This is a genomic window from Vibrio sp. VPAP30 (genome assembly GCF_001188205.1).
Taxonomy (GTDB): Bacteria; Pseudomonadota; Gammaproteobacteria; order Enterobacterales; family Vibrionaceae; genus Vibrio; species Vibrio bivalvicida.
In genome coordinates, this window is record NZ_LBLS01000016.1 from 304,187 (window position 1) to 327,563 (window position 23,377).

Sequence of the window (23,377 nt, forward strand, 5' to 3'; positions counted from 1 at the left end):
TGTTACTTTTTGGAGGCGATAGTGATAGAGCAAGAGAGAGAAAAAGTGCGTTTTGGTATGACTACCAAACAGATTTTTGGAAACGTGACGCATACCAGTTTTAATGGTGTTTACACTATGTCAACGGTTATGCCTATAGGTGATCTATTGAGAACTTGTTCACTAGACTTTTTACCAAGTCACTTGAAGAGCATGTACTCGGAAATTCAAAGGGTAGCTAGTCCGCAAAGAAGGAATGGCTTTGAAGATTACTGTTTTAAACATCTAACTCACTCTATTGATGTCGGAGGAGTGATTCCCCCTGTACTCATTGGGTGTATGTCAGAGGTGCAATGCGAATTATCGCATGAGCCTCGTAACAATGATGTACTTACAGTCCAGCCTGAACGAAATTTCATAGTTGATGGTTTAAACAGACTTTCAACAGCCGCAATGGTGTTAGGCGATTGCGATAACAGTTTAATAAAGAAGGGCACAGATTCAGACGCTAGACGTCAACGAAGGGTAAAGCTTTCTGTGCTGCTTGAAAAGCTGAGTGTTCAAGTTGTATTTATCTTCAGAAAAGACAGAGCTCTAGAGGCCAACGATTTTTCACAGATATTCGCTGATGTTAATGGTCAACAACAACCAATGAGCACTAACAAGTTGATGAAACTTACTAGAGCCGATGAAGTTGTTGTATTTGCGAGAGAACTTGGATCTTTGCCTATTGTTGAGTCGCATGGTGGTATGAGTATTGACTCCAGTAGAGTGTCTGAGAAAAGCGAATTTATTATAACTTTAAATACATTGACTCGATTTGTTTTAGGAGCGCTTGGCGGGTACAAGCTACAAAGCAAGGTTAGGGGAGTTCGAGAAATGGCGGATGGGGCAATACTTACAAATAAGCACATAAACCAAATAAAAAATGATCTGTCGCTTTTTTTGGAAACCTGGATTGAAATTCAAGGAGACAGATACTCGGATGATAGGAATGGGTTTCAGGTTGTGACAACGCTAGTACAAGCTCTTGGGTTAGTCTTTCATCAATTATGGCAAACCTGTGCAGATCTTCTTCCCGCAGAGCGAACCAATATTATATATCAGTCGGCTAAGGCCTTAGGAAAACTCGATTACTCGCGTAGAGCTGAACATTGGCACAACTGCGACTGTGTCGCACTTGCAGAAGATGGGTCTTATAAAGTTGTAACGGGAGGTGCTTCGTCGCGTGTTCATTTTGCTAAGCATTTATCAAGCAAGGTGGGTGTCAGTTACACATTAGATTCAGGACGGTGATCCCCTTATGAGGTCGTAAACTAGGTTGAACGACCTCAAATTAGTTTGGTGATAATAATATAACTTATTGAAATTATTTGAGCACAATTGCCACCATCTGTGTTTAATGGCATATTGTCAGGATGGTAGACCTAGCTCTATCTAAACCTAGTACATTGAGTTTATGTGCCTCGCCAATTTAGCCTATGGCTGTTACTTATGGCTCCAAACATCAAAACAGACCAAAGCAAAGATATGATTCCCATCCCTTGCAACTATACAGATTTTGATCCTGATTTTACCTTTACATGTCGTAACATGGAATGCAGGGAACGTTTGCTTCCCAAACAGTATTTGGATTTTGCACTTGACGACTTGGAAAGTGGTCGTTGTGAGAAAGCTAGGATTAATTCATTTTCAAATGCTAAACGAGCGCTACATTTGCAGGTTGAAACACTCGCAAGCTTGTTTGGTTTCGATTTACTTAAAAAGGCGAGTCAACGCTTTACTACCTTTCCTCAGTACATCAAGTATCTAGAAAGATGTGGAGTCGTTACTCCTAGAATTTTAATGAAGCTGAATAGAGTCAGAAACGCTGTAGAACACCACTATTACGTACCTACTTTCGATGAAACAGAAAACTTTATTGACGTAGTAGAGTTGTTCATAGCGGCAACGGAGCGTTCAATTTATCAGTTTCCTGTCGATATCGAGTTTCTGCCAGCGACAATATTATCTAATAAAGTTCCTAATATAAGTCTGATTTGTCTAGAGCCTTATAGTGGAGAAATTTGCTTAAACGCGAATGACTTGGATGATTCACAGTACAGAATCAAGTTGACCCCAGACCAAGACGAATACTTCCAATGGCTTAAAGTTATATTGTCTGGAGCTCATCTAAACGATTATAAGATTTCCCACGAACCTTTGATTCATGAAGACACGTAGTCCGTAACTGAAGCGAAAGTGTGCGTTGCTTTGATTAAGGTGCACTTGGATATAAACCAAAAGGATTTGTAATGACCCCAACTAGTTTTATATGTGAGCGATCGTCAGAATATAACTTGCTTCCAGAGTTGATTAGAATCTTAAGGAGTCGTTTTGAAATTGTTGTTCCTGTATACCCATGGATATCTAGGGAAGGCTCAAAATTATCAATGCGAGTTAACAAGGACTTTAAATTTAGAGTGTTAGGTATGTACGCTAGACGTCCGAAAGTACATTCTTCAATAGATTCAATTATCAATGTCAAATTCAGTGGACAGATAGTATATGGTTCTCTTGAAGCCAATAGACATGGAATATCAATGATTGCGGGTTGTCCACTCGTTAGAGACTTTCAAGAGATGTCTTCATGCGAGAAGTACTTGTGGGCTGATATGTCTAGGTTTACAGATGAGCAGGTGGATATGGTCACTGAAGTCTCGATTGATGGAACTTTGTTAAACTCTGAACCAACGTTATTTTTACATGATGAGCAAGAAATACTTACCCTGGCTCAAAAAAGTACGAGAGAGTTCACTTTGCCAGAGTTTATTGAAGTTATTAAGGCTGTGAAAATGGCTAGCATAGGTGGCTGTGAATACTCATCGATGTCGTTTATGGGGGGATATAAACCTGTATATTTGCTGTTTTCGAATCCAGCCTAATTTGTACCTGACAATGATAGATTTCATTAAGACCAATCTTGACTAAGGAATGTAAAGTATGCCAATAGCTTGTGAGTATCCAATCCCTAAAAACTGGCAAGATTTCGAGAGAATGCTTCAAGATTTGCATCCTGAATTGACCTTATATGGTCGTCATGGGCAAGATCAAGATGGCATCGATTTGGTTTCACATGATGGCTCACATGCACTACAAGCAAAAAAACGTGGACTTGAAGTTCAACATATTACAATACAACATTTATCTTCATGGGTAGAGCGAGCCAAAGCATTTTATGAAGAAGTTTCATTTGAGCGCTTAATACTAGCGACAACCCAAAAAAGGGATAAGAATCTTCAGGCTGCATTGCTAAAACACATCAAAAGCAATGATGACATACCGTTTCAGGTAGAAATATTATTTTGGGATAGTATAGAGGAGCTTTTGATTCAGCGACCTGAATTAGTTCGGAAATATTATGCTACGGTACTATATGATCCTATTGTTATTAGGCAGTTTCAATTGGGTTCTCTAGACACTTATATTGAAACAACCCTATTAAGTTCCTTAGTTAGTAAACACTACCCTCAAGGATGGCCGAGCATTGATCTACTAGTGCAAGATTTGCCGACTCGCTTAAGTAGTGGTTTTGGCCATGAAATGAGGCTCACAACTCTGAAAGAGGATCTACAACCTCTTTATGAATGGTGTTACCGCATCTTAGTAGAGGCTCGAGCTAATGAAAAGTTCATTAATAACATATTTAGCCAGCCCCAAATTCTCCCATTGGAATGGGCTTCTTCTTATGTAAGTCAGCTCAGGGAGACAGATATTGTTGCTGTATTCGAAACAGAAATGGCGCTGCTTCACTGGGCTAGAAAGATGATCTCCTTAATTATAAAAGTGCAAAACGTGAATGATGCAGTTCTTCTCAGGGGTGATATTGACTTTGCTGACAAATGTGAAGATGCAATCCAATCACTGAATGCATTAACATCTTGTATAAAATTGAATGCAGAGGCGCTATCTGCTTATAAATCGTTGAAGAGTAATTTGCGTAATCGAGGTATTACAGAGTACCTAGATACAAATCATGACTCAAATTATCACCTTTTGGGGTTCTATGGATATAAGCCTGTGGCTGAAACTTTTGGCTCGGCAGGGCCTGGAATTAAACTGTTCTTTGAACCTTTAGAGCAGATCGGAGTTCGAGCATGGGTGATTCTGGAAGGTACAGAGTTTGAAAACGCACTCCAGATGGGAAAACGATACTTAAAGCCATTACCTGACTGCTCTCATATACGCATTTTGGTACTAGGCAGTAATTAGGTGCTAGTTAATGTATCACCGTATTGTTAGGTAGTGTGCTTCAAAGAATTTTATGCATACAGTCTAAATTCTAAAAGTTTAGTAGTGTCATAAGTTCTTTATACTATTCCAAAAATTTTCATCTTTACCTAATGAAAAGTCTAGTTTCCCGCTTTGAGTTGCTAGGAGTAACGAGGCAACTCGAACATAGTGCATATAAGTAGTTCTAATGTCCTCGTGGCCTAGTTGTCGTCTTAGAGCATCTTCAATTGCTGCATCATAGTGAGAAGCGTTTATCTGATCTGTGGTCAAGTGCTTTATTATAAATGAGGTTGCGTACCAGTCTCTTGTGTTGTGAAATGACCAACGGAAATTTCTGTCATTCAACTTTTTCTTCGCTGAGTAAGTTCTATCTGCTATCATTTTTGGGGTCACAGGGACTCCAGCCTTGTTTAGAAAAAAGGTGTTGTCAGGTTTAATTCCCGAGTGTTTACTTTGAAATAGTTTTCTTCTGTCGTAATAGAACGGTAAATATGAGGCGCAGATTACCTTCCAGGCTGACATGTTCACTTCTAGTGTTCTAATTTTGCTCCCTTTTTCCATGACAGTGAAAGGAAATGTATTTGGTTCTCCGCGACTTTTTCTGCCTTGGGTTAGATTACTAAGGATTTCTGGGTAGCTACGAATGTGGTCGTTGATACCGATACCTATATATGGGAACGAGCACACTCCTTGTTCTCGCATTCCAGTCGCTAAGGCTAGCATTAGCATTGCAGGGTAAACTGGGTCGTTATATGCCTTCATTAAGCTTTGGATATCCTCAGTGCTCATGATCGTAACCTGTTTATGCTTTCTAGAGCACCGAGACATATGTCCCCGTTTTATACCAATGTCTATATTAGAATAATCAGGGCATTCGCCAGAGAATACACTAATATTACTGAGAAGCTTACTTTCGTCTCGATAGTTATATTTCCAACTTGATGATGTGATACTGGTAAGTGTAGGGAAGTTCTTTTTTTGTGCCCAAGAGTAAAAATCAAATACTATAGATGCATCTTGGAAGATTGTTTCATCATTTGGCCTTTGCTTCATTTCTGAATCTCGTGTATTTACTATTGAACCTTGCCATTCTCTGATATCACTGTTTCGCACATTCCTCCAAAATGTGGAATCAATGCAATTCCCCTTTGAAATTATAAACTCTAAGAATCGTTTTATTGCAGACGAATAACGCTCGCTGGTCTTGATGCTTTTGAACGCTCTATCTTTTAGGTACAAATTTACGGCACTTAAAAGTACTTCAGTTCCATTGCGATTTTTTAGTATCAGTACGTGATGTTTGAGGTCTCTTTCTTCAAAACTATAACTAACTAAGGATCGTTCAATTCTCATTTTACTTTGCCATTGCTAAGAAGGGGGGAGGTGTCACAGTAGTTACTGACCAGAAGCCATCGGCAAGTTCAGGATAAGAGAGTAGCTTATATAGCTTATCTATGAACGTATTTTTAAATTTACTAGGGAACCTCTTCCTACAGTAATACTGAGCTAATTGAGGTGTTTGCCCCTTGGCTGAAATAGCGAAAATCGGTGTGTCGGAAACTTTTTCTAATAAAAGTTGAAAATGTTTCGCTTGAGGGTGATTACTTTCAACTACTAGTATCTTCCCTTGCGGTAGCATCACTTTTAGTGATTCTAATTCGCAACTTAAGAATGGTTGAAAGAAAACTATGGCGTCTGGCTTAGATGAGTAGCATATATCAATAGCCTTTTTCAGAGCTAAGTCTTCTGCTTTTAAAAAGAGCCTCATCATAGTTGACTCATCCATATTGCTAGATAGAGCACTATAGTCAGGGGAAACATTACATAAGAGTTGTGAATTAGTAGATGAGGTTATGGGAGCGTTTTTCTCTTGCTCAGATAGTAATGAACGCATTTCGGCTAGTTCACCAATTAATTCTAAATTGGCTTTTGCCATCTCATCTATTTGATTTTGTAATCTAGTTAGAGCAACCCTGTCCTCATTCGCTTCAAACGCATGCGCGTCCATCTTCATCAAATCTGAGTAAACAATCTGTCTAAATCGTTTTTGTTCATCATCCTTTTCTTTTGCAAGTCGCGCTATTTCATCGTTAAGTAACTTGATCTTATGCTCTAGTCGAATTGTATCATTAGCTTCGATTTCCAATGAGGCTTCACCGCGAATAAATGGAAGCATGCATTTGTAGTCTCTTGATATGCATTGCCTTGTTATTCCCACAGTTCTAGCCACCTCAGAAATCGTGAACGATTTTCTTCCAGTTTGAGCTTGTAAACTAAGTATTGCTCGCTTTATCTTCTCTTCTGTGTCAGTTGAACGCTTTGGCAGCAGATGGTGAAATTTATCGTAGAGAAAGGTTCGGGAAACACCAAGCTCTTTTGCTAGTTTTGACACAGAAAAAGAGTTGGACTTTTTAAGCACCTCTATAGCTCTGGATATATCTTTTTCGCTTAGTTTCATTTTTTAGTGCCCCAAGCATTTGGTGTCGACGCTTTGTGAGATAGTTTTTCTAATAACTGCTTGTGAGATATGACCTGATTTTCATAGTATTCAGCAACACTTGGGTTGATACACCCGTCGATATACTTTAGTTTTTGCTTGTAGTAATTGAGTTGAGCTTCTATGTTGTTGATCGCATCTTCTGTGAGGAGGATATGGGGGCATTTTTTGTAGTCACAGAACTCGATATCAGGAGAACTTGAACCAGTTACCTCCATGCAAGGTGGAACTGATTTATCATCTCCTGTCTTCAAGCAAAAGCCACCTATTGGCACCTTAGAAACGAAGAGCGGAACCCCTGCCTCTAATGATGTTCGGACATAATCTTCTATATCCGTTGTCAGTATTTGCCCTTTAAAGTGGCGACTAAAAAACCTTTTTTTCATTTTCACTGACAGACGCCCATAGGTGTTGTTGTTCGCTATCTCCTCGAAAATATCAACGAGGTCTTCAGTGTAGTTATGCTCGATTAACTCCACGACACTTTGAACCATTAGCTCGTTTCTAAGAATGTATCGCATTGTCATTCCATAGCTTTTGTGTCCAAATAGTTGGCGTATCAGTTCAATATTAGATTCACTCTTAGAGATAAGTAGCCAAGCAATTGTTTTTCTCAATTGGTGAGTATGGGCATCATCTATGCCAGTGATCTCAGCAATAAGTGCTTTAATGTCTTTTCCTATAGTGTCCAACTTAATCTTCTTATATTTCTTATGGTTGATGATGTCAGAAACTAATAGGTAGTCACTATTCAATTTAGTACGATTATCTTCAAAGAGCTTCAGTAGGACGTCAATTGCATCTCTAACAATAACTGGTACAGGTATTGAGTCACTTTCACCTTCGTCATCTTTTGCCGTTTTATATCTAATTATATCAAGATAGAGATCACCATTTTTTTTATATGCTCGCTTTGCCTTTAATTCAGCAATCTCTTCTCTTCTTAATCCAGTAAACAGAGCTATGATAAAAATGCAACATCGTTTTAGCTTAATCACGGAGGGGCGTATTTCAGTAATATTGATAGTGGTTCGATATTGCCAGCCACAAGAATAACCGAGACTACTTACTATCTTTGTAATTGGTTTGAAATCATAGAGCATTACCCCATTTGAGATTTCAGGGATTTGAATATGTTGTAAGGTTTTGAAAAGTTTCTTTGTTTTGCCGTCTTGTCTAACTGCCCCATAAGATTGTCCTTGACCTAATCGTCCTCTGTTTCTTATAAGGTTTGAGCACTCAATAATAGTTGGTGAAAGTTCTTGTATGTATTTTACCGACTCATCAAAAACAGATTTGATTACGTCAGCAGAGAGGGGGCTCCATGGAGAGGTACTCGCCTCTTTAAGTTGATGAATCTCAGAACGTAGTTTTTTGTTAATTATTGAGTGTTTACTGTACGGGATTGTTAATTGAGAGGGTAATAAGCCTTTTTCTGTTAAATCACACCATGTATCAAAAAAAAGTATTGCACTAGAGAGTTTTAGTGAAGAGCCGACAACGTTATTTCTATATTGCTCTACGCATTGGTCTATGTATTGCCTACATTGCTTTTGAGTGATGTTCGATAGCAGTCTACTGGTTGTAAGTCCTTTATTGAGAAGGAAGTACTTAGCCGTAGTCACGAACATACTGAACCTACTACTCGCAGTCTTCCAACTAGTGATATTCAAGTTGATTTTCTTTGGAAAATGGTAATACGAGAAGATTTTAACGATTGTGACAATATCTCTAATATTCGACAAATCTCTTTGACTGGTGATTCTATCGAAGTTCATTGTTAGATGCTCTGATTGTGCATGTTGTATGCGCCAGCTATCTTCGCTGAATTTTATACCTTCTAAAATCTCAAAGTCTTCACTTAGGTCAGCTTTACTAAAGTCTATAAGCTTCATGTGTAATTCTCCGAGATAATTGGTGGGAGAAGGTATCCTTCTGATGCACTTCTAAGTTCTGCTTCTTCAATTTCTTCTTTATAAGGCCAGCAATCAATAACTTCTTTTGCTGCTTTGAATTCATCGCCATGGATGGATTCAAAGTGACTATCGCGTGAGGTTCGGCGTATTTGATCTAAATATAAGTATCTATCAACAATGAATGGGATGTTGTTACTAGTAACTGATGATTGAGAGCAAAGGAGGCATTTGTTGAATTGTCTACAAGGTGTTTTAATTTTTCCGTGAGTTACTTTCCAGTCTGGCCTCGTAGGGTCATTACATATTGCAAGTGGAGACTCCCCGCATTGATTAGAGTAAATAGTGAGTATTTTCTTTTGAATAGAGCGATGTGTTCGTAGGGGTATCAAGGTGCCTTTGAACGAACCATCACTAATACTTTCTGCTATGCTGTCGAGTTCACAAGATAGTTTGTCTTTTCGGATTTGGTTGAAATGAGCGTTATCTTTATAGATTCCATCGGTAATCGCCGAAGTTGAATGCCCAAATAAGATTACCTGGAGCAATAGTGGTAGGTTGTTTTCGGTCTCATTGAGGTATAGCCTAGTTGGCCTAAGTTGACGAAGATCTAAGTTAAATCCAAGTTCATTAGCTAGATATTTCTGTGCAGCTTGGCGATTTACTTCGCCTCTTGCTGGATGAGAGGCAACAATTTGAACTTTCGTATTAGTTGTAAAACTGACAAACGCAGGGGGTGCATTAATGTCTGAAATAGCTTTTGAGTACAAATGACCCTGTCTAAGTCTAGATGTCCTTTTAACAAGCAACTTAATTAAATTGTAGGCGCTGTATCGATTTTTTTTTGAGCTCGGATGAATCATTTCTCGTTGCTCTCGTATGCGGGAATTTTTATTTAATGCTGCACCTTTAGCCTTTGTTGACTTAATGAAGACCCAATCACTCTCTATTGGGATAGGGTCAAATGTAAAATCGTATGGATTAATTTTATCTGTGATATCAGGCGACCACCCTGTTTCGAGGCAAATAGCAGTCTTTATGGCTATCATCTCTCTAAAGTCAGGGTAAAGATATGAGAGAATTTCCTTGTTGTTTAAACTTGGCTCATTGGGTATGAAGGGAGTGTAAGATTTTACGTTTTGCATTACGATACGCTTCATTATCGTAACAATAGGGTTATTAAGATTGGTATAGGTAAGGTCTCTAGGTACGTAGTACTTGCCACCTGTTTTCTGCATTTCCCGAGTAACATTATTAGGGTATTCAGGGTGAGCAGAGTAGAAAGTTGCCAACGTGTCAACTAGGTTACTAGTCCAGTTTTTGAAGCGAGGTAAGTTGTTATCTTGGTTGTCTTTTCTCCAAAATTCCAGACCAGTTCTAGTACTTGGGACTCCTGTCTTAATCGCGACTGACGCTATAGATTCCTTTTGATAGGCCAAGTCTATTTGTTTCTTTAGAAAGGATCTGAGTGTATCTAGTTGTTCGGTCGATAGAGGCTCAAAGTGTGATGGTTTGGGTTTTGGTGGGGTTGGCCATGAGCTTGGGCATCTTGTAAAACAATTAAGTATAGAGTTCGCCTTTTCGAATAGTCTTCTTACAGTTGTCGATATAACATAGCGACGTTTTGAGGGCTTAGACAATGATAAGTAATGATTAAATTCAAGGAAATTGAACTCGCCGAACTTTGATAACAAAATATCTTGCGTCCTACTAGCTATCAAGAACTCTCGAAAAACTATCAATGACGACTTTTCGTCGGACGTTAACTCTACTTTGCTACTATCAAGTACCGCTTCGGTTAGTTGATTAATAGTAAAGTATTCTTGTGTCATTGAGGTGTCTACCCAGAAATTTTATCAAAAGTTGTTGTGCAACTTTCGCAAAACACATCCATAAAATCTTGTACTTCAGGCATATCTGTTTTGAGCTGTTCTATACGTAATGCTAACCCTTCTTCTACGTGTAGAAACTCATTGTTGTGAAATCTTAACTCATTAATTGTTTTTATATATGCAGCTAGGATATCTGCCGCTTTTACTATTGATTTGTATTGGGGGTCAACATGCCTTTGAACGATTAGTCCCTCAAATTCCTCGCGTAAGTCTTCAGGTAGTGTATCTAAGCATTCTAGTTCCGCTATATCTTCAAGTTTTTTAAAAGCTGCTGTGAATTCGGGGCTGTGATACTTGGTTTTTGAGTTGATGTCTTGCAATTTAGTCTCTGAGATCTCGTGATATATAGCTATCACAGCCGCTCTATCAGGGCTGAGTGTACCTCCATATCTTTTGTTCTTAATGACGGTAAGTAAGTGCGCGATGACAGATACCTGATGACAGTGCTCTGAAACGTTTTCTTCTTGAAAGCAATGCATTAAGGCCCAACGTTTGATCAGTGGTAATCGAGTTATCCAAGCCATAAATGTGCTGTTTTTCTCTTTCACGCTACGCTCCTTAATCTGCTACTACATGTAAACATAGTACAAAATACGAACTAAGAAAGTGTTTTACGCAAAAAAAGGAAAACGAACTAATCACCTGTTAAAACTTCACTGGTGTCGTGGTACATACCGAGAATCGCTATTCTTTCAGGGTTTAAGTTTCCGTCAAATTTTTTGTTTTTGATAACGGCTAAAGCGTGAGCTACAAATGCGACTTGTAAGCTATGTTCCGAGATGTTCTCGGTCGATATCGATCGCATCAACGGCCAGCGCTGAATCAGTTTCATGCGAGCCAAGTGAGCAAAAAAGTGACTTTCCTTTGGATTGGTGTTTGGCATTTGTACCCCCTAAACAAAAAGGACACTCGGTGAGTGTCCTTTAAGCATATGAAAGTTCAGCGCTAATTACTACTGACTATAGGTTGATAAGAAGCGTTCAAAGCGGCCAATTGCCATTTCTAAATCCTCAACATGTGGCAAAGTCACAATGCGGAAGTGATCGGGTTTTGGCCAGTTGAAGCCTGTACCTTGAACAAGCAGCACTTTTTCTTGAATTAAGAAATCGAGCACCATTTTCTGATCGTCCTTGATGTTGTACATCTTAGTGTCGATTTTCGGGAACAGATACATTGCACCTTTTGGTTTGACACAAGAGACACCAGGGATCTGGTTAATCAGCTCAAAGGCTTTATCACGCTGTTCCAACAAACGGCCACCTGGCAAGATCAGTTCATTGATACTTTGATAGCCACCCAGTGCAGTTTGAATTGCATGTTGCATTGGAACGTTGGCACATAAGCGCATTGAAGAGAGCATGTCAAGGCCGTTGATGTACCCTTGAGCTTGATGCTTAGGCCCGGTAAGAAACATCCAACCACCGCGGAAACCACAAACACGGTAAGCTTTTGACAGGCCGTTAAAAGTGACTACCAGCACATCTTCAGTTAAGGTTGCCACTGAGGTGTGCGTGGCACCATCGTAAAGTACCTTATCGTAAATTTCGTCAGCGAATATAATCAGCTTGTGCTGGCGAGCAATTTCGATCACCTCAAGCAAGAAGTCGCGGCTATAGACCGCTCCTGTTGGGTTGTTCGGGTTGATCAGCACAATACCGCGGGTCTTTGGCGTGATCTTCTTTCTTATGTCATCTAGGTCTGGGTACCAGTCGGATTCTTCGTCACACATGTAGTGAACGGCTTTACCACCAGACAAGGCAACCGACGCGGTCCAGAGTGGGTAGTCAGGTGCTGGGACAAGCATCTCGTCGCCGTTATTTAGCAAGGCTTGCATGGCCATGACAATTAACTCTGACGCACCGTTACCCACGTACACATCCTCTACATCAAGAGAGCGAATACCTTTACGTTGATAGTGTTGAACTACCGCTTTACGAGCTGAGTAAATGCCTTTTGAATCGCAGTAACCTTGAGATGTTGGTAGGTTACGGATTACATCAACCAGAATTTCGTCAGGGGCGTCGAAGCCAAATGGGGCGGGGTTACCAATGTTCAGCTTCAGTATTTTATGCCCCTCTTCCTCCATGCGCTTAGCATGTTTGAGTACAGGACCCCTAATGTCATAGCAGACATTGTCGAGTTTTGACGACATCCCGATATTTTGCATTGGTTAAAACCTAAATATTATTTAATTTCTTTATTAAAGTACCTTAAAAAGAGGTTCTTTAGAATAAAAATCTGATTAGATAACAACATTTAAAGGCCTGTAGCACGCCCGTTATCACAGGATTTTGCAAAACATTGGTTTCAACCTTGATTTGAGTAAGGTCTATAAATAGAGTAGCGACATATAATGAAATAATAGTCCCCATGCATACGAGGCTGATTTGTCATACTTTCATCAAGCCGTAACTGAACTTATCGAACGCGTAAAGGAAGCAGAAGATGGTGTAAACCGTCTGGTTCAAGTTCTTGAGGAAAAACCTGACTTTGCATTTATCGACTGGTTGGAAGCGCAGCCACTATTCCCCAAGTTTTATTGGCAATCGCGCGATACCCGAGAAGAGGTTGTGGCACTTGGCCAACTGCATACTTTTGTTGAGCCAGAACCGGCTTATACGATTTTGGCCGAAGACCAGCGTATTTGGGGAGGGCGATCCTTTGACGGTCATACGGGCAAGAACCGCCGTTGCATGTCCTCATTTTTCTTCCTACCGCAAATTGAGCTAATTCGTTTTGATGAGCGGTGGTCACTGGCGGTGAATTTCAATGCCGAAAAGCATCGCACTTTGGCAAGCTTGTATAAACTGCAGCTAGAAGTCTCGCCGATACTACCAGTCTCTTCGCATATAGAAACGATTCAACATACTCCAGAAAAAGGGCAATGGTCACAGTTGGTTGACAAAGTGCTAACTGGTATTAAAAACGATGAATTTAAGAAAGTGGTGCTAGCGCGTAAAACCGAGGTGAACCTAGATAGGCCTCTTTGTGCATCTCAGTTATTGAAAGCGAGTTATCTGCAAAATCATCACAGTTTTCACTTCTTGCTCTCGTTAGATAAGAAACACAGCTTTTTGGGCTCTACGCCAGAGCGTCTGTATGCTCGCCAAGGGCAAGAACTTTATACCGAAGCTCTTGCAGGTACGATAGGGCGAGGTATTAATGCAAGCCAAGATATGGAGTTGGCCAACTGGCTTTCTAATGACGTTAAGAATCTCAATGAAAACCAATATGTTGTCGACGATATTATTGATCGCCTAACTCCGCATTCGGAACATGTTGAAGTCGAGCAAGAGGCGAGGTTAGTCCGCTTACGCAAAGTACAGCATTTAAAGCGCAGCATTCATGCTCACCTTCGTAAAGGAGTCAATGGGGTCCAGTTACTTAGCGCTTTACAACCCACAGCCGCCGTGGCGGGTTTACCTCGTGAAGAGTCGATGGCATTTATCCAGAAAAATGAACCGTTTGCTCGCGGCTGGTATGCTGGTTCTATGGGTTTCATCAGCCAGCAACGCGCCGAGTTTTGCGTTGCTATCCGTAGCGCTTTGGTACTCAACGATCAAGTGCAGCTCTTTGCTGGGGCAGGAATTGTTCCTGGTTCAGTGGCAGAGTATGAATGGCAAGAGCTAGACAAAAAGATGTCAACGTTACTGTCTTTGATTTCAGATAACCCTCCATTGGGAGTAGCTTCGTAGATGAGTGGCGGTTCATACTCAATTGAGCAAGCAGTTGTAAATCGCATCTGGTGCCAAACCCTTTTTGAAGAGCTCTCGCGCTTTGGTGTGACTGACGTATGTATTGCACCTGGTTCCCGCTCAACACCACTGACCTTAGAAGCAGCTGAAAACCCACATTTGAATCTGCATACCCATTTTGATGAACGTGGTTTAGGCTTTCTTGCGCTTGGGTTGGCGAAAGCCAGTTGTAAACCTGTGGCCGTGGTGGTGACTTCTGGCACGGCAGTAGCAAACTTATTGCCCGCGATTGCAGAAGCTAAGCTAACAGGTGAAAAACTGGTGGTATTAGCTGCAGACAGACCAGTGGAATTGATTGACTGCGGTGCCAATCAAGCTATCAACCAATCAGGGATCTTTTCTTCTCATATCAGCGAAGTGCTCGAACTTCCAAGCCCTGCTTTGAGTACGCCTTTGAAGTGGCTGCTCACATCGGTAGATAAAGTGATGCACAGCCAGTCAAGATTGGGGGGAGCGATACATATCAATTGTCCATTCCCAGAGCCTTTGTATAGCACTCAAGCTAAGTCTATCTATCAAGGCTACCTTGATTCTGTTTCTCGCTGGTGGAACGGCAATACAACCTATACACGACAGTTTTCTAATTTGGGTAAACCACAGGCACATTTTAGCGACTTTGCTGATAAGAAAGGGGCGATTGTACTAGGCAGTGTCACGCTAATTGAAGCGCGACTGGCCAAGCAGTTAGCCGAAAAATTGGGCTGGCCTCTCTTGTGCGATCCTCAGTCTGGAGTCAACTCTGCTTGGGCTCACTATGATTTATGGCTGCAAAACCCTCTGCGCTCAGGGCGATTCAATCAGTGCGAGTTGATCCTGCAAATCGGCTCAAGGATTGTTTCAAAGCGTTTGAATCAGTGGCTTATTCAACAGGTCGAACAGTTTGGTGCTGAGTATCATTATCTTTCTCCAAGCGTAGATAGAAACAACCAAGCGCACTTAATACAAACTCACCATATTACTGAAATTGAGTCTTGGTTGCATACCTGTATCGAGTCTTTTCCGCCGTTAATGAACAGTGAATCGGGCTGGGCTAATGAGCTTACTGAGTTATCTCAACAGGTAGCCGATTTAGCCGCACTTCATCTCAATACCGATTCGCAATTAGATGAGATTGCGCTGGCGCTAAGCGTGAATCAACTGCCGAACCAAGCGCAGGTTTTTTTAGGCAATAGCCTATTTGTGCGCTTGGTGGATATGTTTAGCAACCATGACGGCTATGCTGTATACAGCAATCGCGGGGCATCGGGGATTGATGGATTAATTGCGACCGCTTCTGGGGTTGTACGTGCCAAGAAAGTGCCGACTGTGATTTATATCGGTGATACTTCTTTGCTTTATGATGTTAACTCGCTCGCGCTACTCACCCATGAAAAAACACCCGTGGTGGTTGTGGTGACCAATAACGATGGTGGTGCAATTTTTGATTTGTTACCTGTACCAGCGCAGCAAAAACAATCACTCTATCAAATGCCGCACGGCTATGATTTTGAGTTTGCAGCAAAACAGTTCAAGCTAGGCTACAACAAGCCTGAAACTTTGGCTCATTTTCACCAGCTAGTGAATGACCATTTAGTCGACGGCCAAGGGGCGCTGCTTGTTGAAGTGCAAACACCTCCTGATCAGGCATCATCTCAGTTAAAAGAATTTATCCAACAAGTTCATGCTTTATAGTCGTTCAAGTTTAAACCTAAACCATGCGAGCCCGGTAATTGTATTTTTACACGGTTTGCTCGGCTCTGGTTCGGATTGGCAAGCTACTCAAGTCTATTTATCCAATTTTCCTACTATTTCATTAGATTTACCAGGACATGGACTCAGTGCATTAGAATCTTGTTGCAACTTTAGACACTGCTGCGATCAAATATCTGACACTCTTCTTACTTATGTGACGCCACATAAGCCTATAGTATTGGTTGGCTACTCGATGGGGGGGCGTATTGTAATGACTGGAGTTGCTAATGGTTACTTTTCTTCTCTCAATATTCAGTCAATTATTGTCGAAGGCGGCAATTTCGGATTAAAGAGCGAAGCAGAGAAGCAGCAAAGATGGCAGAGTGATAACCAGTGGGCGAATCGCTTTCGCAACGAGCCTATTGAACAGGTATTAAGCGACTGGTATCAGCAGCCCGTGTTTAGTTCGCTAAATCATGAGCAAAGACAAAAACTGATTGATAAACGGAGTGCTAATCTAGGCTCATCGGTAGCAAACATGCTAGAAGCGACATCGCTCGCCAAACAAGATTATCTACTCGATGCTTTGAAACAGTCGGGTGTCGAGACTCATTATATATGTGGCGATAGAGACAATAAGTTTAGTCAGTTGGCCAAACAAAGCGGTTTGTCTTTTAGCCAGGTTGCGGGGGCAGGGCACAATGTCCATGTTGAACAGCCACAAGCTTTCGCAACGATTGTAAAAACTCAGCTAAATACCTTTCGCTAGGTAGTCAGTTGAGCCAATAAGTAAATAAACTAGGAATCACCATGGCAAAAACAGTCGGTATCTCAGAAGAAGAACTATACGCTCCAGTTAACTGGAATGACTGCACAGGTGAATATGAAGATATTCAGTACCACAAATCAGAAGATGGAATCGCTAAGATTACTATCGCTCGCCCTCAAGTTCGTAACGCATTCCGCCCACAAACCGTCAAAGAAATGATCAATGCGCTGACAGACGCGCGTTATGATGAAGGGGTTGGCGTCATAATCCTTACTGGTTTAGGTGAGAAAGCATTCTGTTCTGGCGGTGATCAGAAGATTCGTGGTGACTACGGAGGCTACCAAGATGATTCGGGTACCCACCACTTAAATGTTCTTGATTTCCAGCGTCAAATTCGTACATGTCCAAAGCCAGTGATTGCTTCGGTTGCAGGTTGGGCTGTAGGTGGTGGTCACGTTCTACATATGATGTGTGACTTAACCATCGCGGCTGAAAACGCACAATTTGGTCAAACAGGACCTAAAGTAGGCTCATTTGATGGTGGCTGGGGTGCTTCTTACATGGCTCGTATTGTTGGTCAGAAGAAGGCACGTGAAATCTGGTTCTTATGCCGATTCTATGATGCGCAAGAGGCGCTCGATATGGGGTTAGTTAACACGGTTGTTCCCGTTGAAGAACTAGAGAAAGAAACGGTTCGCTGGTGCCGTGAAACTCTCCAGCACAGCCCAATGGCACTACGCTGTCTGAAAGCGGCGCTGAATGCCGACTGTGACGGCCAAGCTGGTCTTCAGGAGCTTGCAGGTAACGCAACCATGATGTTCTACATGACGGAAGAAGGTCAAGAAGGCCGTAATGCGTTTAATGAGAAGCGTCGTCCTGACTTTAATAAGTTCCCACGTAACCCTTAATTTGTTGTTTATATTGTCGCGTTGGCATCAATGACTGTTTCGAGGGTGCTCATATAGGTTTCTATATTCTGCGTCCTCTCTTTATTCTTGAGGCTACAGCTTAGATATCAACGTACAAATGGGTGAAATATCCAACGCAAGCTACATTTATATCAATAAAGAAAGGGATATTGCTATGAGATCAGCCAAACTGTATCGCTATGAATTGCCGATGGACAGTGGCGTGATACTGCGTGAACAAAAGCTCAAGCAGAGAGAGGGATTTATCGTTGAGCTGGTTCTTGATGGTGAAATTGGTCGAGGTGAAATTGCGCCCCTACCTGGTTTTAGTATTGAGACAATGGAAGATGTTTACTCGCAATTGATCGAGCAACTGGCGTTGTGGCAACAAGGCCAAGCACTCAATTTTGATGAGCTGTACCCATCTGTCGCATTCGGCTTGTCAATGGCTAGCTTAGAGCTGAATAAGCAACTTCCACAACAAGGCTGTTTTCAAGCTGCGCCATTGTGTTCGGGGGATCCAGATGAGTTGTTACCTAAGCTAAACGCGATGACAGGCAATAAGGTTGCGAAAATAAAAGTTGGCCTATATGAGCCCATTCGTGATGGGATGCTGGTCAGCCTGTTCTTAGAGTCGATTCCTGACTTGACCTTGCGTTTGGATGCAAACCGAGCGTGGACAGCAGAGAAAGCGCAGCAATTCGCGAAGAAGATTGCCCCATCGCTACGTGGTCGGATTGCTTTTATCGAAGAGCCTTGTCAATCTCCGGGAGACAGCTTCTCTTTCGCCATCAATACGGGCATTGCCATAGCTTGGGATGAAACACTGCAACATGCTATCCGCGAAGAGGAGTTTAAGCTAGAAGACCTCAACGGTGCTAAAGCGATCGTGGTCAAACCCACTTTGATTGGATCAGTGGAGCGCAGTATCGAGTTGATAGACAAAGCGAAATCACTTGGGATAAAGGCGGTAATTAGTTCGAGTATTGAGTCGAGCCTAGGCTTAACTCAGCTAGCAAGACTGGCTCATTGGCAGTTACCTGACGAAGTGCCGGGCCTTGATACGGTCGGCCTCTTTGCTCAGCAACTAGAAGTCGCGTGGCCTGGCTGTGACCTTCCAATAGCTCGTTTGTCTGATCAGGCTTTAATCTGGCAGGCGTAATGGGTCACTTATCACCGCTACGTCAATGGGCTCAATCGAGCCCATCTTTATTTGCTCTGTCTACACCTTCAAAAAGTTACACATGGGCTGAGCTAACAACTGTGGTCGAGCAGGTGGCTAACTCATTGGCAAGCCAAGGTATTGGAACGGACAGTGTATTGACTTGTGTTGGCAAGAATAGCCCTGAACTCATCTTGGTTTATTTGGCCTGTCTCGAGCTAGAGGCGATTTGCGCCATCACCATGCCGCAAACAGAGACAGAATTTCAACAAAAACTCAGCACTTTATATTCGAAGCCGAGTGAGGCTAAAGTGTGGCTCTCTAGTGATATTCCGCACCTTTACAACTACCAAAACATTGAGCTGAAGTTATCAAACAATCAAACTGGTTATGCCTCCTTTAATAACGACTCGCTGGCTTCTATCATATTTACGTCTGGTTCTACGGGCTTGCCTAAAGCGGTAGCTCATACCTCTAAGCAGCATTTGGCTTCCGCTCAAGGTTTGTTGCAGCGCTTTAAGTTTAAACGAGGAGATACCTGGTTACTGAGCCTACCTATGTACCATGTCTCTGGATTGGCGATTATCTATCGCTGGCTGTTCAGTGGTGCAAGCTTGAAAATGGGCAAAGGGGAATTGGCTGAAGATATTCAGGGAGTCACCCACGCCTCTTTAGTCTCTACCCAACTTAAGAGGCTTGTCGATAATGAAGTGAAGTTGTCGCTTAGTCATGTATTGCTAGGTGGCAGTCATGTACCGGTGGAGCTTAGTAAGCAAGCTGAAAAACTTGGCATCGAAACATGGCTTGGTTACGGAATGACAGAAGCTGCATCAACAGTGACAGCAAAACGCATTGATGCTCAATCCAGTGCTGGAGAGTTGCTTCCCAAACGTAAATTACGCTTGAAAGGGCAAAGGATTTTTATTGGAGGTAAAACTTTAGCTGCTGGCTATTATGTTCAAGGAAAACTCACTCCAATAACTGAAGACGGTTGGTTTGACAGTAAAGATCTCGGCGAGATGCTTGATCAGGAACTGAAGATTATTGGCCGCGCAGACAATTTGTTTATCTCTGGTGGTGAAAACATCCATTGTGAAGAGATCGAAGAGGCCCTGAACAAACTTCCATTCATAAATCAATCTGTGATTGTACCTATAGAAGACAGCGAGTTTGGCCATAGACCAATCGCCGTTATTGCCACAACTGATACGATTGATAAGCAGAAAATCGCAGAGTATCTTAAAGGCTCGCTAACAAAACTGAAGTGGCCAATTGCTTACTACAAAATGCCGGAAGAACTGTTGCAAAGTGGGATAAAAGTGTCGAGGCACAAAGTCAAGCAGTGGCTAGAGGGCCAACTTAGTTAATTTGGCAATTTCATAGTCCAAATATGAATTTAGTATTCTTATAACCCTAACTCATAATGTTTCTAGATATTTAAGGGTTAGGGCATAAGGATGATTAAGGCAGTACTTGTGATAGGCGTGATATTACAGATTGTTGTTGCTATCCAAAGTGAAGGTCTCGCGAGATCATTAGCTGAGCTCTCTGCGTTTTTGTTGGTTTTGGCCATTGTCTTTAACTTAAAGACGAGCAAGCGCAAAAAGCAGCAGTGTAAAACTGAAGATGCTTAAGCGAGGGTTATCCAAGCTAAAGATGTCGTAGAGATTAGAATCCACAGAGTGACACCAAAAATCAGGGGCTTAGGTCCGGAAGACTTAAGCTTTTCCACTGAAATTCCGCACCCAATCAAGAACAAGCATACCACTAGTGCTCGTTTCGCTATATCAAAAACCCCCTGATAAATGGCTTCAAATTGGGGCATCAAATCACTGACGGCAATGGCCACGCAGTAAAATAAAATAAAGTAAGGGACGGTGACTTTTTTCGACTCACTGCGAAATAGGAATGCACTGACAAAAGCGACAGGAATGATCCATAGTGCACGCGCTAATTTAAGCGTCGTTGCCGTGGTTAATGCTTCTTCACCGTAGGCTGAAGCTGCTCCCACCACAGAAGATGTGTCGTGAATAGCAATCGCGGCCCATGTGCCAAAAGTGTGTTGATCGAGGTTGAGTGCATGTCCAATGACTGGGAAAACAAATAACGCGATAGAGTTAAGCACAAAAACCGTTGCGAGAGATAAGCCAATTTGTTCGTCGTTGGCTTTGATTGCCGGAGAGACTGCCGCAATAGCACTACCGCCGCAGATCGCGGTACCCGATGAAATCAGATATCCCGTCTCTCTATTTAACCCTAGTGCTTTCGCTAACCACCAGCCAATTACCAGTGTACCAACAATTGTTGCGATAATGATGCCAATCCCATCAGAGGTGACGGCTAACGCCTGCTCAAATTGAATACCAAAACCTAAGCCCACGATCGAGTAGGCCAATAGTTTCTTGGTTACTTTGGCAAGATTATATTGAGTCGGAACTAAGCCTAGTGACGCTAACAGGAACCCAATAACCAACGCAGTAGGGGATGCCACAAATGGTGTGAAGCAAATAGTCAGTGCAATCCAAAATGGTAATTGAGTTTTGATATTGTTCATTTTCTGGGAGGACAGCAAAGTTAGAAAGACAGGAGCCAGTATTCTAGCTGACTCACAGCGACAAAGAGAGCCGATTGATTTGAACAAGCGTTAAGAAAAACTTAACGTTTGTATGGCTCTTGCGTGCTAGGGCTAACGCCAATCACCTCTTAGTGCTGCGACTTTGCTGTGCATCGCTTCTGTAGACGCGCTTTCTGGCGCGACAGGCTCGCCCACTTCAATTTCGAGCCTAGACCTGAAACGAGTCGGTAGCCCTTTACATGCTGCACCTTTATAGCGGCTAAAGTAACTGCCCCATAGCCCTTTTAATGCGATAGGAATGACAGGGACAGGACTCCGCTTGAGGATAATATCCATACCACGCATAAATTGATTCATTTCCCCATCTGACGTTAGGTGACCTTCAGGGAAGATACAGACAATGTGTCCTTCCGATAGTGCCTTCTCTACCTCATTAAAAGCGCTAATGATCGAGCGTCGATTGTTTGCCGAGATCGGGATGACCCCAGCGCGTTGTAAGAATCGTTTGAGTGGTGGCAAGTTGGCGTATTTTTCTTCCATTACAAAGCGAATCAATCTAGGGCACACCGCACTTAACAGTAACGCATCCATATAGCTGACGTGATTGCAGACTAACAGTGCGCCGTTTTTTTCAGGTAAGTTTTGCGTATTTTTATGACTGACGCGGTACATGGTATGGGTGATGACCCAAGTCAAAAAGCGCACCACAAAAATAGGGACTTGCATAAACAAGTAGCCAGCGACCAAGAGGTTTAACACCGCCAATAACAAGAAAAGTTGAGGAATAGAGAGTTCAATGATGGTTAAACACACAATGCCTAAGACGGCACTACCAACCATAAACAGTGAGTTGTAAATATTAAGTGCAGCAATGACTTGTGCTCGTTCGGCCACTTTCGCTCTCTGCTGCATTAAAGCGTATAAAGGGACAATAAAGATCCCCCCAGAAGCACCAAGCAGAAGCAGGTAAGCAAACAACGACCACAATGGTTTGTGCATCACAAATTCGCTAAAGCTTGCAAACTCAGGCAGTTGCTGAGGGACTGAGATAGCCATCAAAGCACCAAAAATAGTAATGCCTAAACTACCTAAAGGCACAATGCCCACTTCGATACGGTGGTTGGAAAGCTTGTCGCAAGCTAACGAGCCTACTGCAATTCCGACAGAAAACAGTGCCAATAAGAAAGAGACCGCGCTTTCGCTACCATTGAGGTGCAGTTTAGTGAAATTTGGGAATTGAGTGAGGTATGCAGCGCCTAAAAACCAAAACCAGCTAATAGCCATTAGTGAGCGGAAGATGGTTTTGTCCGCTTTAGCAATAGCGATGGTTTTCTTCGTCTGTTTAACAGGTTGCCATTTAAATTCTAGCTCAGGTGCGCTCGCGGGGGCTTCAGGAATTGAACGGCTAGATAGATAACCAAATATAGCGAATAGAACAACGCAGGCCGCAGCAACATATTTAGCGCTCTCTGCTGAAGCGATGACACCCGCTCCAAGTGTTCCCAATAATATTGCGAGAAATGTGCCCGTTTCGACCAAGGCGTTGCCCGGAACAAGTTCATTCGCTTTTAACTGTTGTGGTAACAAAGCATATTTGACTGGTCCAAAAAACGCAGATTGGGTGCCCATCAAAAACAGTAAGATAAGCAAAATGATATAGCTTTCAGTGATAAAACCAATGGCACCAAGGCACATGATACCGATCTCGGCGAGCTTTACTTTACGAATGAACCAAGATTTTTCGTACTTATCAGCAAGAACACCAGCAGAGGCAGAGAAAAGGAAAAAGGGAAGAATGAATAAGCCTGCCGCTAAGTTGATGAACAAATTACTAGAGATCGGTAATACGCCAGCACCAGCGAAAGCAACAAATAACAATAAAACATTTTTAAAAATGTTGTCGTTAAATGCACCGAAAAACTGGGTAATGAAATAGGGTAGAAATCGCTTTTGCCCTAGTAGAGAAGTTTGGCTATTCGACATT

The 23,377-nt window shown here is 42.1% G+C and carries 19 protein-coding genes and 1 pseudogene; 11 read left to right on the forward strand and 9 right to left on the reverse strand.

Annotated features, from left to right (window positions below; genetic code table 11):
• Positions 1 to 21 precede the first annotated feature (21 nt).
• The 4 genes from ZX61_RS05605 to ZX61_RS05620 all read left to right on the forward strand — a co-directional run bounded on the left by ZX61_RS05605 (position 22) and on the right by ZX61_RS05620 (position 4,230).
• Positions 22 to 1,275, forward strand: coding sequence for a DNA sulfur modification protein DndB (locus ZX61_RS05605; protein WP_082173392.1), 1,254 nt, complete (start codon positions 22 to 24; stop codon positions 1,273 to 1,275).
• A gap of 198 nt (positions 1,276 to 1,473) precedes the next feature.
• Complete coding sequence (locus ZX61_RS05610; protein ID WP_049843716.1) at positions 1,474 to 2,202, forward strand: hypothetical protein; 729 nt, start codon at positions 1,474 to 1,476, stop codon at positions 2,200 to 2,202.
• A 71-nt stretch (positions 2,203 to 2,273) separates the two neighbouring features.
• On the forward strand, positions 2,274 to 2,903 hold the full coding sequence (locus ZX61_RS23945; RefSeq protein ID WP_150114959.1) for a hypothetical protein: 630 nt from the start codon (positions 2,274 to 2,276) through the stop codon (positions 2,901 to 2,903).
• Positions 2,904 to 2,961: 58 nt separating this feature from the next.
• Positions 2,962 to 4,230, forward strand: coding sequence for a hypothetical protein (locus ZX61_RS05620; RefSeq protein WP_049843718.1), 1,269 nt, complete (start codon positions 2,962 to 2,964; stop codon positions 4,228 to 4,230).
• Positions 4,231 to 4,317: 87 nt separating this feature from the next.
• Here the strand turns inward: ZX61_RS05620 and ZX61_RS05625 are convergent, their stop codons facing one another.
• The 7 genes and pseudogenes from ZX61_RS05625 to ZX61_RS05655 form a co-directional block, all read right to left on the reverse strand.
• The gene (locus ZX61_RS05625; protein ID WP_049843719.1) at positions 4,318 to 5,604 is read right to left on the reverse strand and encodes a tyrosine-type recombinase/integrase; all 1,287 of its coding nucleotides are present in this window, start codon (positions 5,602 to 5,604) and stop codon (positions 4,318 to 4,320) included.
• 1 nt (position 5,605) lies between these two features.
• Positions 5,606 to 6,709: a hypothetical protein gene (locus tag ZX61_RS05630; RefSeq protein ID WP_049843720.1), complete on the reverse strand. Its 1,104-nt coding sequence runs from the start codon at positions 6,707 to 6,709 to the stop codon at positions 5,606 to 5,608.
• Positions 6,706 to 8,643 carry a tyrosine-type recombinase/integrase gene (locus tag ZX61_RS05635; RefSeq protein ID WP_049843721.1) on the reverse strand — a complete coding sequence of 646 codons (1,938 nt, stop codon included), beginning with the start codon at positions 8,641 to 8,643 and terminating at the stop codon, positions 6,706 to 6,708. The genes ZX61_RS05630 and ZX61_RS05635 overlap by 4 nt, the downstream gene beginning before the upstream one ends.
• Positions 8,640 to 10,493 (reverse strand): hypothetical protein, encoded by a 1,854-nt coding sequence (locus tag ZX61_RS05640; RefSeq protein WP_049843722.1) that lies wholly within the window; start codon positions 10,491 to 10,493, stop codon positions 8,640 to 8,642. The genes ZX61_RS05635 and ZX61_RS05640 overlap by 4 nt, the downstream gene beginning before the upstream one ends.
• A gap of 8 nt (positions 10,494 to 10,501) precedes the next feature.
• The gene (yfbR, locus tag ZX61_RS05645) at positions 10,502 to 11,101 is read right to left on the reverse strand and encodes a 5'-deoxynucleotidase (RefSeq protein WP_049843723.1); all 600 of its coding nucleotides are present in this window, start codon (positions 11,099 to 11,101) and stop codon (positions 10,502 to 10,504) included.
• An 89-nt stretch (positions 11,102 to 11,190) separates the two neighbouring features.
• Positions 11,191 to 11,436: pseudogene (yfbR, locus tag ZX61_RS05650) on the reverse strand (5'-deoxynucleotidase); the annotation flags it as partial.
• Positions 11,437 to 11,505: 69 nt separating this feature from the next.
• Entirely contained in the window at positions 11,506 to 12,720 is a 1,215-nt protein-coding gene (locus ZX61_RS05655; protein ID WP_049843724.1) for a pyridoxal phosphate-dependent aminotransferase, read from the reverse strand.
• Positions 12,721 to 12,940: 220 nt separating this feature from the next.
• Here ZX61_RS05655 and ZX61_RS05660 point away from each other — a divergent pair, with 220 nt between their 5' ends.
• From ZX61_RS05660 to ZX61_RS24300, 7 genes are all read left to right on the forward strand, one after another.
• Positions 12,941 to 14,248 (forward strand): isochorismate synthase, encoded by a 1,308-nt coding sequence (locus tag ZX61_RS05660; RefSeq protein ID WP_049843725.1) that lies wholly within the window; start codon positions 12,941 to 12,943, stop codon positions 14,246 to 14,248.
• Entirely contained in the window at positions 14,249 to 15,979 is a 1,731-nt protein-coding gene (gene menD / locus ZX61_RS05665; protein WP_049843726.1) for a 2-succinyl-5-enolpyruvyl-6-hydroxy-3-cyclohexene-1-carboxylic-acid synthase, read from the forward strand.
• Positions 15,969 to 16,748 carry a 2-succinyl-6-hydroxy-2,4-cyclohexadiene-1-carboxylate synthase gene (gene menH, locus ZX61_RS05670; RefSeq protein ID WP_049843727.1) on the forward strand — a complete coding sequence of 260 codons (780 nt, stop codon included), beginning with the start codon at positions 15,969 to 15,971 and terminating at the stop codon, positions 16,746 to 16,748. Before menD ends, menH begins: the two co-directional genes overlap by 11 nt.
• Before the next feature lie 41 nt (positions 16,749 to 16,789).
• On the forward strand, positions 16,790 to 17,656 hold the full coding sequence (menB, locus tag ZX61_RS05675) for a 1,4-dihydroxy-2-naphthoyl-CoA synthase (protein WP_049843728.1): 867 nt from the start codon (positions 16,790 to 16,792) through the stop codon (positions 17,654 to 17,656).
• 175 nt (positions 17,657 to 17,831) lie between these two features.
• Positions 17,832 to 18,818, forward strand: a complete 987-nt coding sequence (menC, locus tag ZX61_RS05680) for an o-succinylbenzoate synthase (RefSeq protein WP_049843729.1) — start codon at positions 17,832 to 17,834, stop codon at positions 18,816 to 18,818.
• Positions 18,818 to 20,185 (forward strand): o-succinylbenzoate--CoA ligase, encoded by a 1,368-nt coding sequence (menE, locus tag ZX61_RS05685; RefSeq protein WP_049843730.1) that lies wholly within the window; start codon positions 18,818 to 18,820, stop codon positions 20,183 to 20,185. The genes menC and menE overlap by 1 nt, the downstream gene beginning before the upstream one ends.
• A gap of 90 nt (positions 20,186 to 20,275) precedes the next feature.
• Positions 20,276 to 20,452 carry a hypothetical protein gene (locus ZX61_RS24300; RefSeq protein ID WP_167350316.1) on the forward strand — a complete coding sequence of 59 codons (177 nt, stop codon included), beginning with the start codon at positions 20,276 to 20,278 and terminating at the stop codon, positions 20,450 to 20,452.
• Here the strand turns inward: ZX61_RS24300 and ZX61_RS05690 are convergent.
• Together ZX61_RS05690 and ZX61_RS05695 are read right to left on the reverse strand one after the other, a co-directional pair.
• Positions 20,449 to 21,372, reverse strand: coding sequence for a YeiH family protein (locus ZX61_RS05690; RefSeq protein ID WP_049843731.1), 924 nt, complete (start codon positions 21,370 to 21,372; stop codon positions 20,449 to 20,451). The genes ZX61_RS24300 and ZX61_RS05690 overlap by 4 nt on opposite strands.
• Positions 21,373 to 21,504: 132 nt before the next feature.
• A complete protein-coding gene (locus tag ZX61_RS05695) occupies positions 21,505 to 23,376 on the reverse strand; it encodes an MFS transporter (protein WP_049843732.1) in 1,872 nt (623 codons plus the stop codon).
• Position 23,377 lies beyond the last annotated feature (1 nt).

Coding starts and splice junctions, on each gene's coding strand:
- ZX61_RS05610 (WP_049843716.1), top strand. CDS start 1,474: ATGGCTCCAAACATCAAAACAGACCAAAGCAAAGATATGATTCCCATC.
- ZX61_RS23945 (WP_150114959.1), top strand. CDS start 2,274: ATGACCCCAACTAGTTTTATATGTGAGCGATCGTCAGAATATAACTTG.
- ZX61_RS05620 (WP_049843718.1), top strand. CDS start 2,962: ATGCCAATAGCTTGTGAGTATCCAATCCCTAAAAACTGGCAAGATTTC.
- ZX61_RS05625 (WP_049843719.1), bottom strand. CDS start 5,604: ATGAGAATTGAACGATCCTTAGTTAGTTATAGTTTTGAAGAAAGAGAC.
- ZX61_RS05630 (WP_049843720.1), bottom strand. CDS start 6,709: ATGAAACTAAGCGAAAAAGATATATCCAGAGCTATAGAGGTGCTTAAA.
- ZX61_RS05635 (WP_049843721.1), bottom strand. CDS start 8,643: ATGAAGCTTATAGACTTTAGTAAAGCTGACCTAAGTGAAGACTTTGAG.
- ZX61_RS05640 (WP_049843722.1), bottom strand. CDS start 10,493: ATGACACAAGAATACTTTACTATTAATCAACTAACCGAAGCGGTACTT.
- ZX61_RS05655 (WP_049843724.1), bottom strand. CDS start 12,720: ATGCAAAATATCGGGATGTCGTCAAAACTCGACAATGTCTGCTATGAC.
- menD (WP_049843726.1), top strand. CDS start 14,249: ATGAGTGGCGGTTCATACTCAATTGAGCAAGCAGTTGTAAATCGCATC.
- menH (WP_049843727.1), top strand. CDS start 15,969: ATGCTTTATAGTCGTTCAAGTTTAAACCTAAACCATGCGAGCCCGGTA.
- menB (WP_049843728.1), top strand. CDS start 16,790: ATGGCAAAAACAGTCGGTATCTCAGAAGAAGAACTATACGCTCCAGTT.
- menC (WP_049843729.1), top strand. CDS start 17,832: ATGAGATCAGCCAAACTGTATCGCTATGAATTGCCGATGGACAGTGGC.
- menE (WP_049843730.1), top strand. CDS start 18,818: ATGGGTCACTTATCACCGCTACGTCAATGGGCTCAATCGAGCCCATCT.
- ZX61_RS24300 (WP_167350316.1), top strand. CDS start 20,276: ATGATTAAGGCAGTACTTGTGATAGGCGTGATATTACAGATTGTTGTT.
- ZX61_RS05690 (WP_049843731.1), bottom strand. CDS start 21,372: ATGAACAATATCAAAACTCAATTACCATTTTGGATTGCACTGACTATT.
- ZX61_RS05695 (WP_049843732.1), bottom strand. CDS start 23,376: ATGTCGAATAGCCAAACTTCTCTACTAGGGCAAAAGCGATTTCTACCC.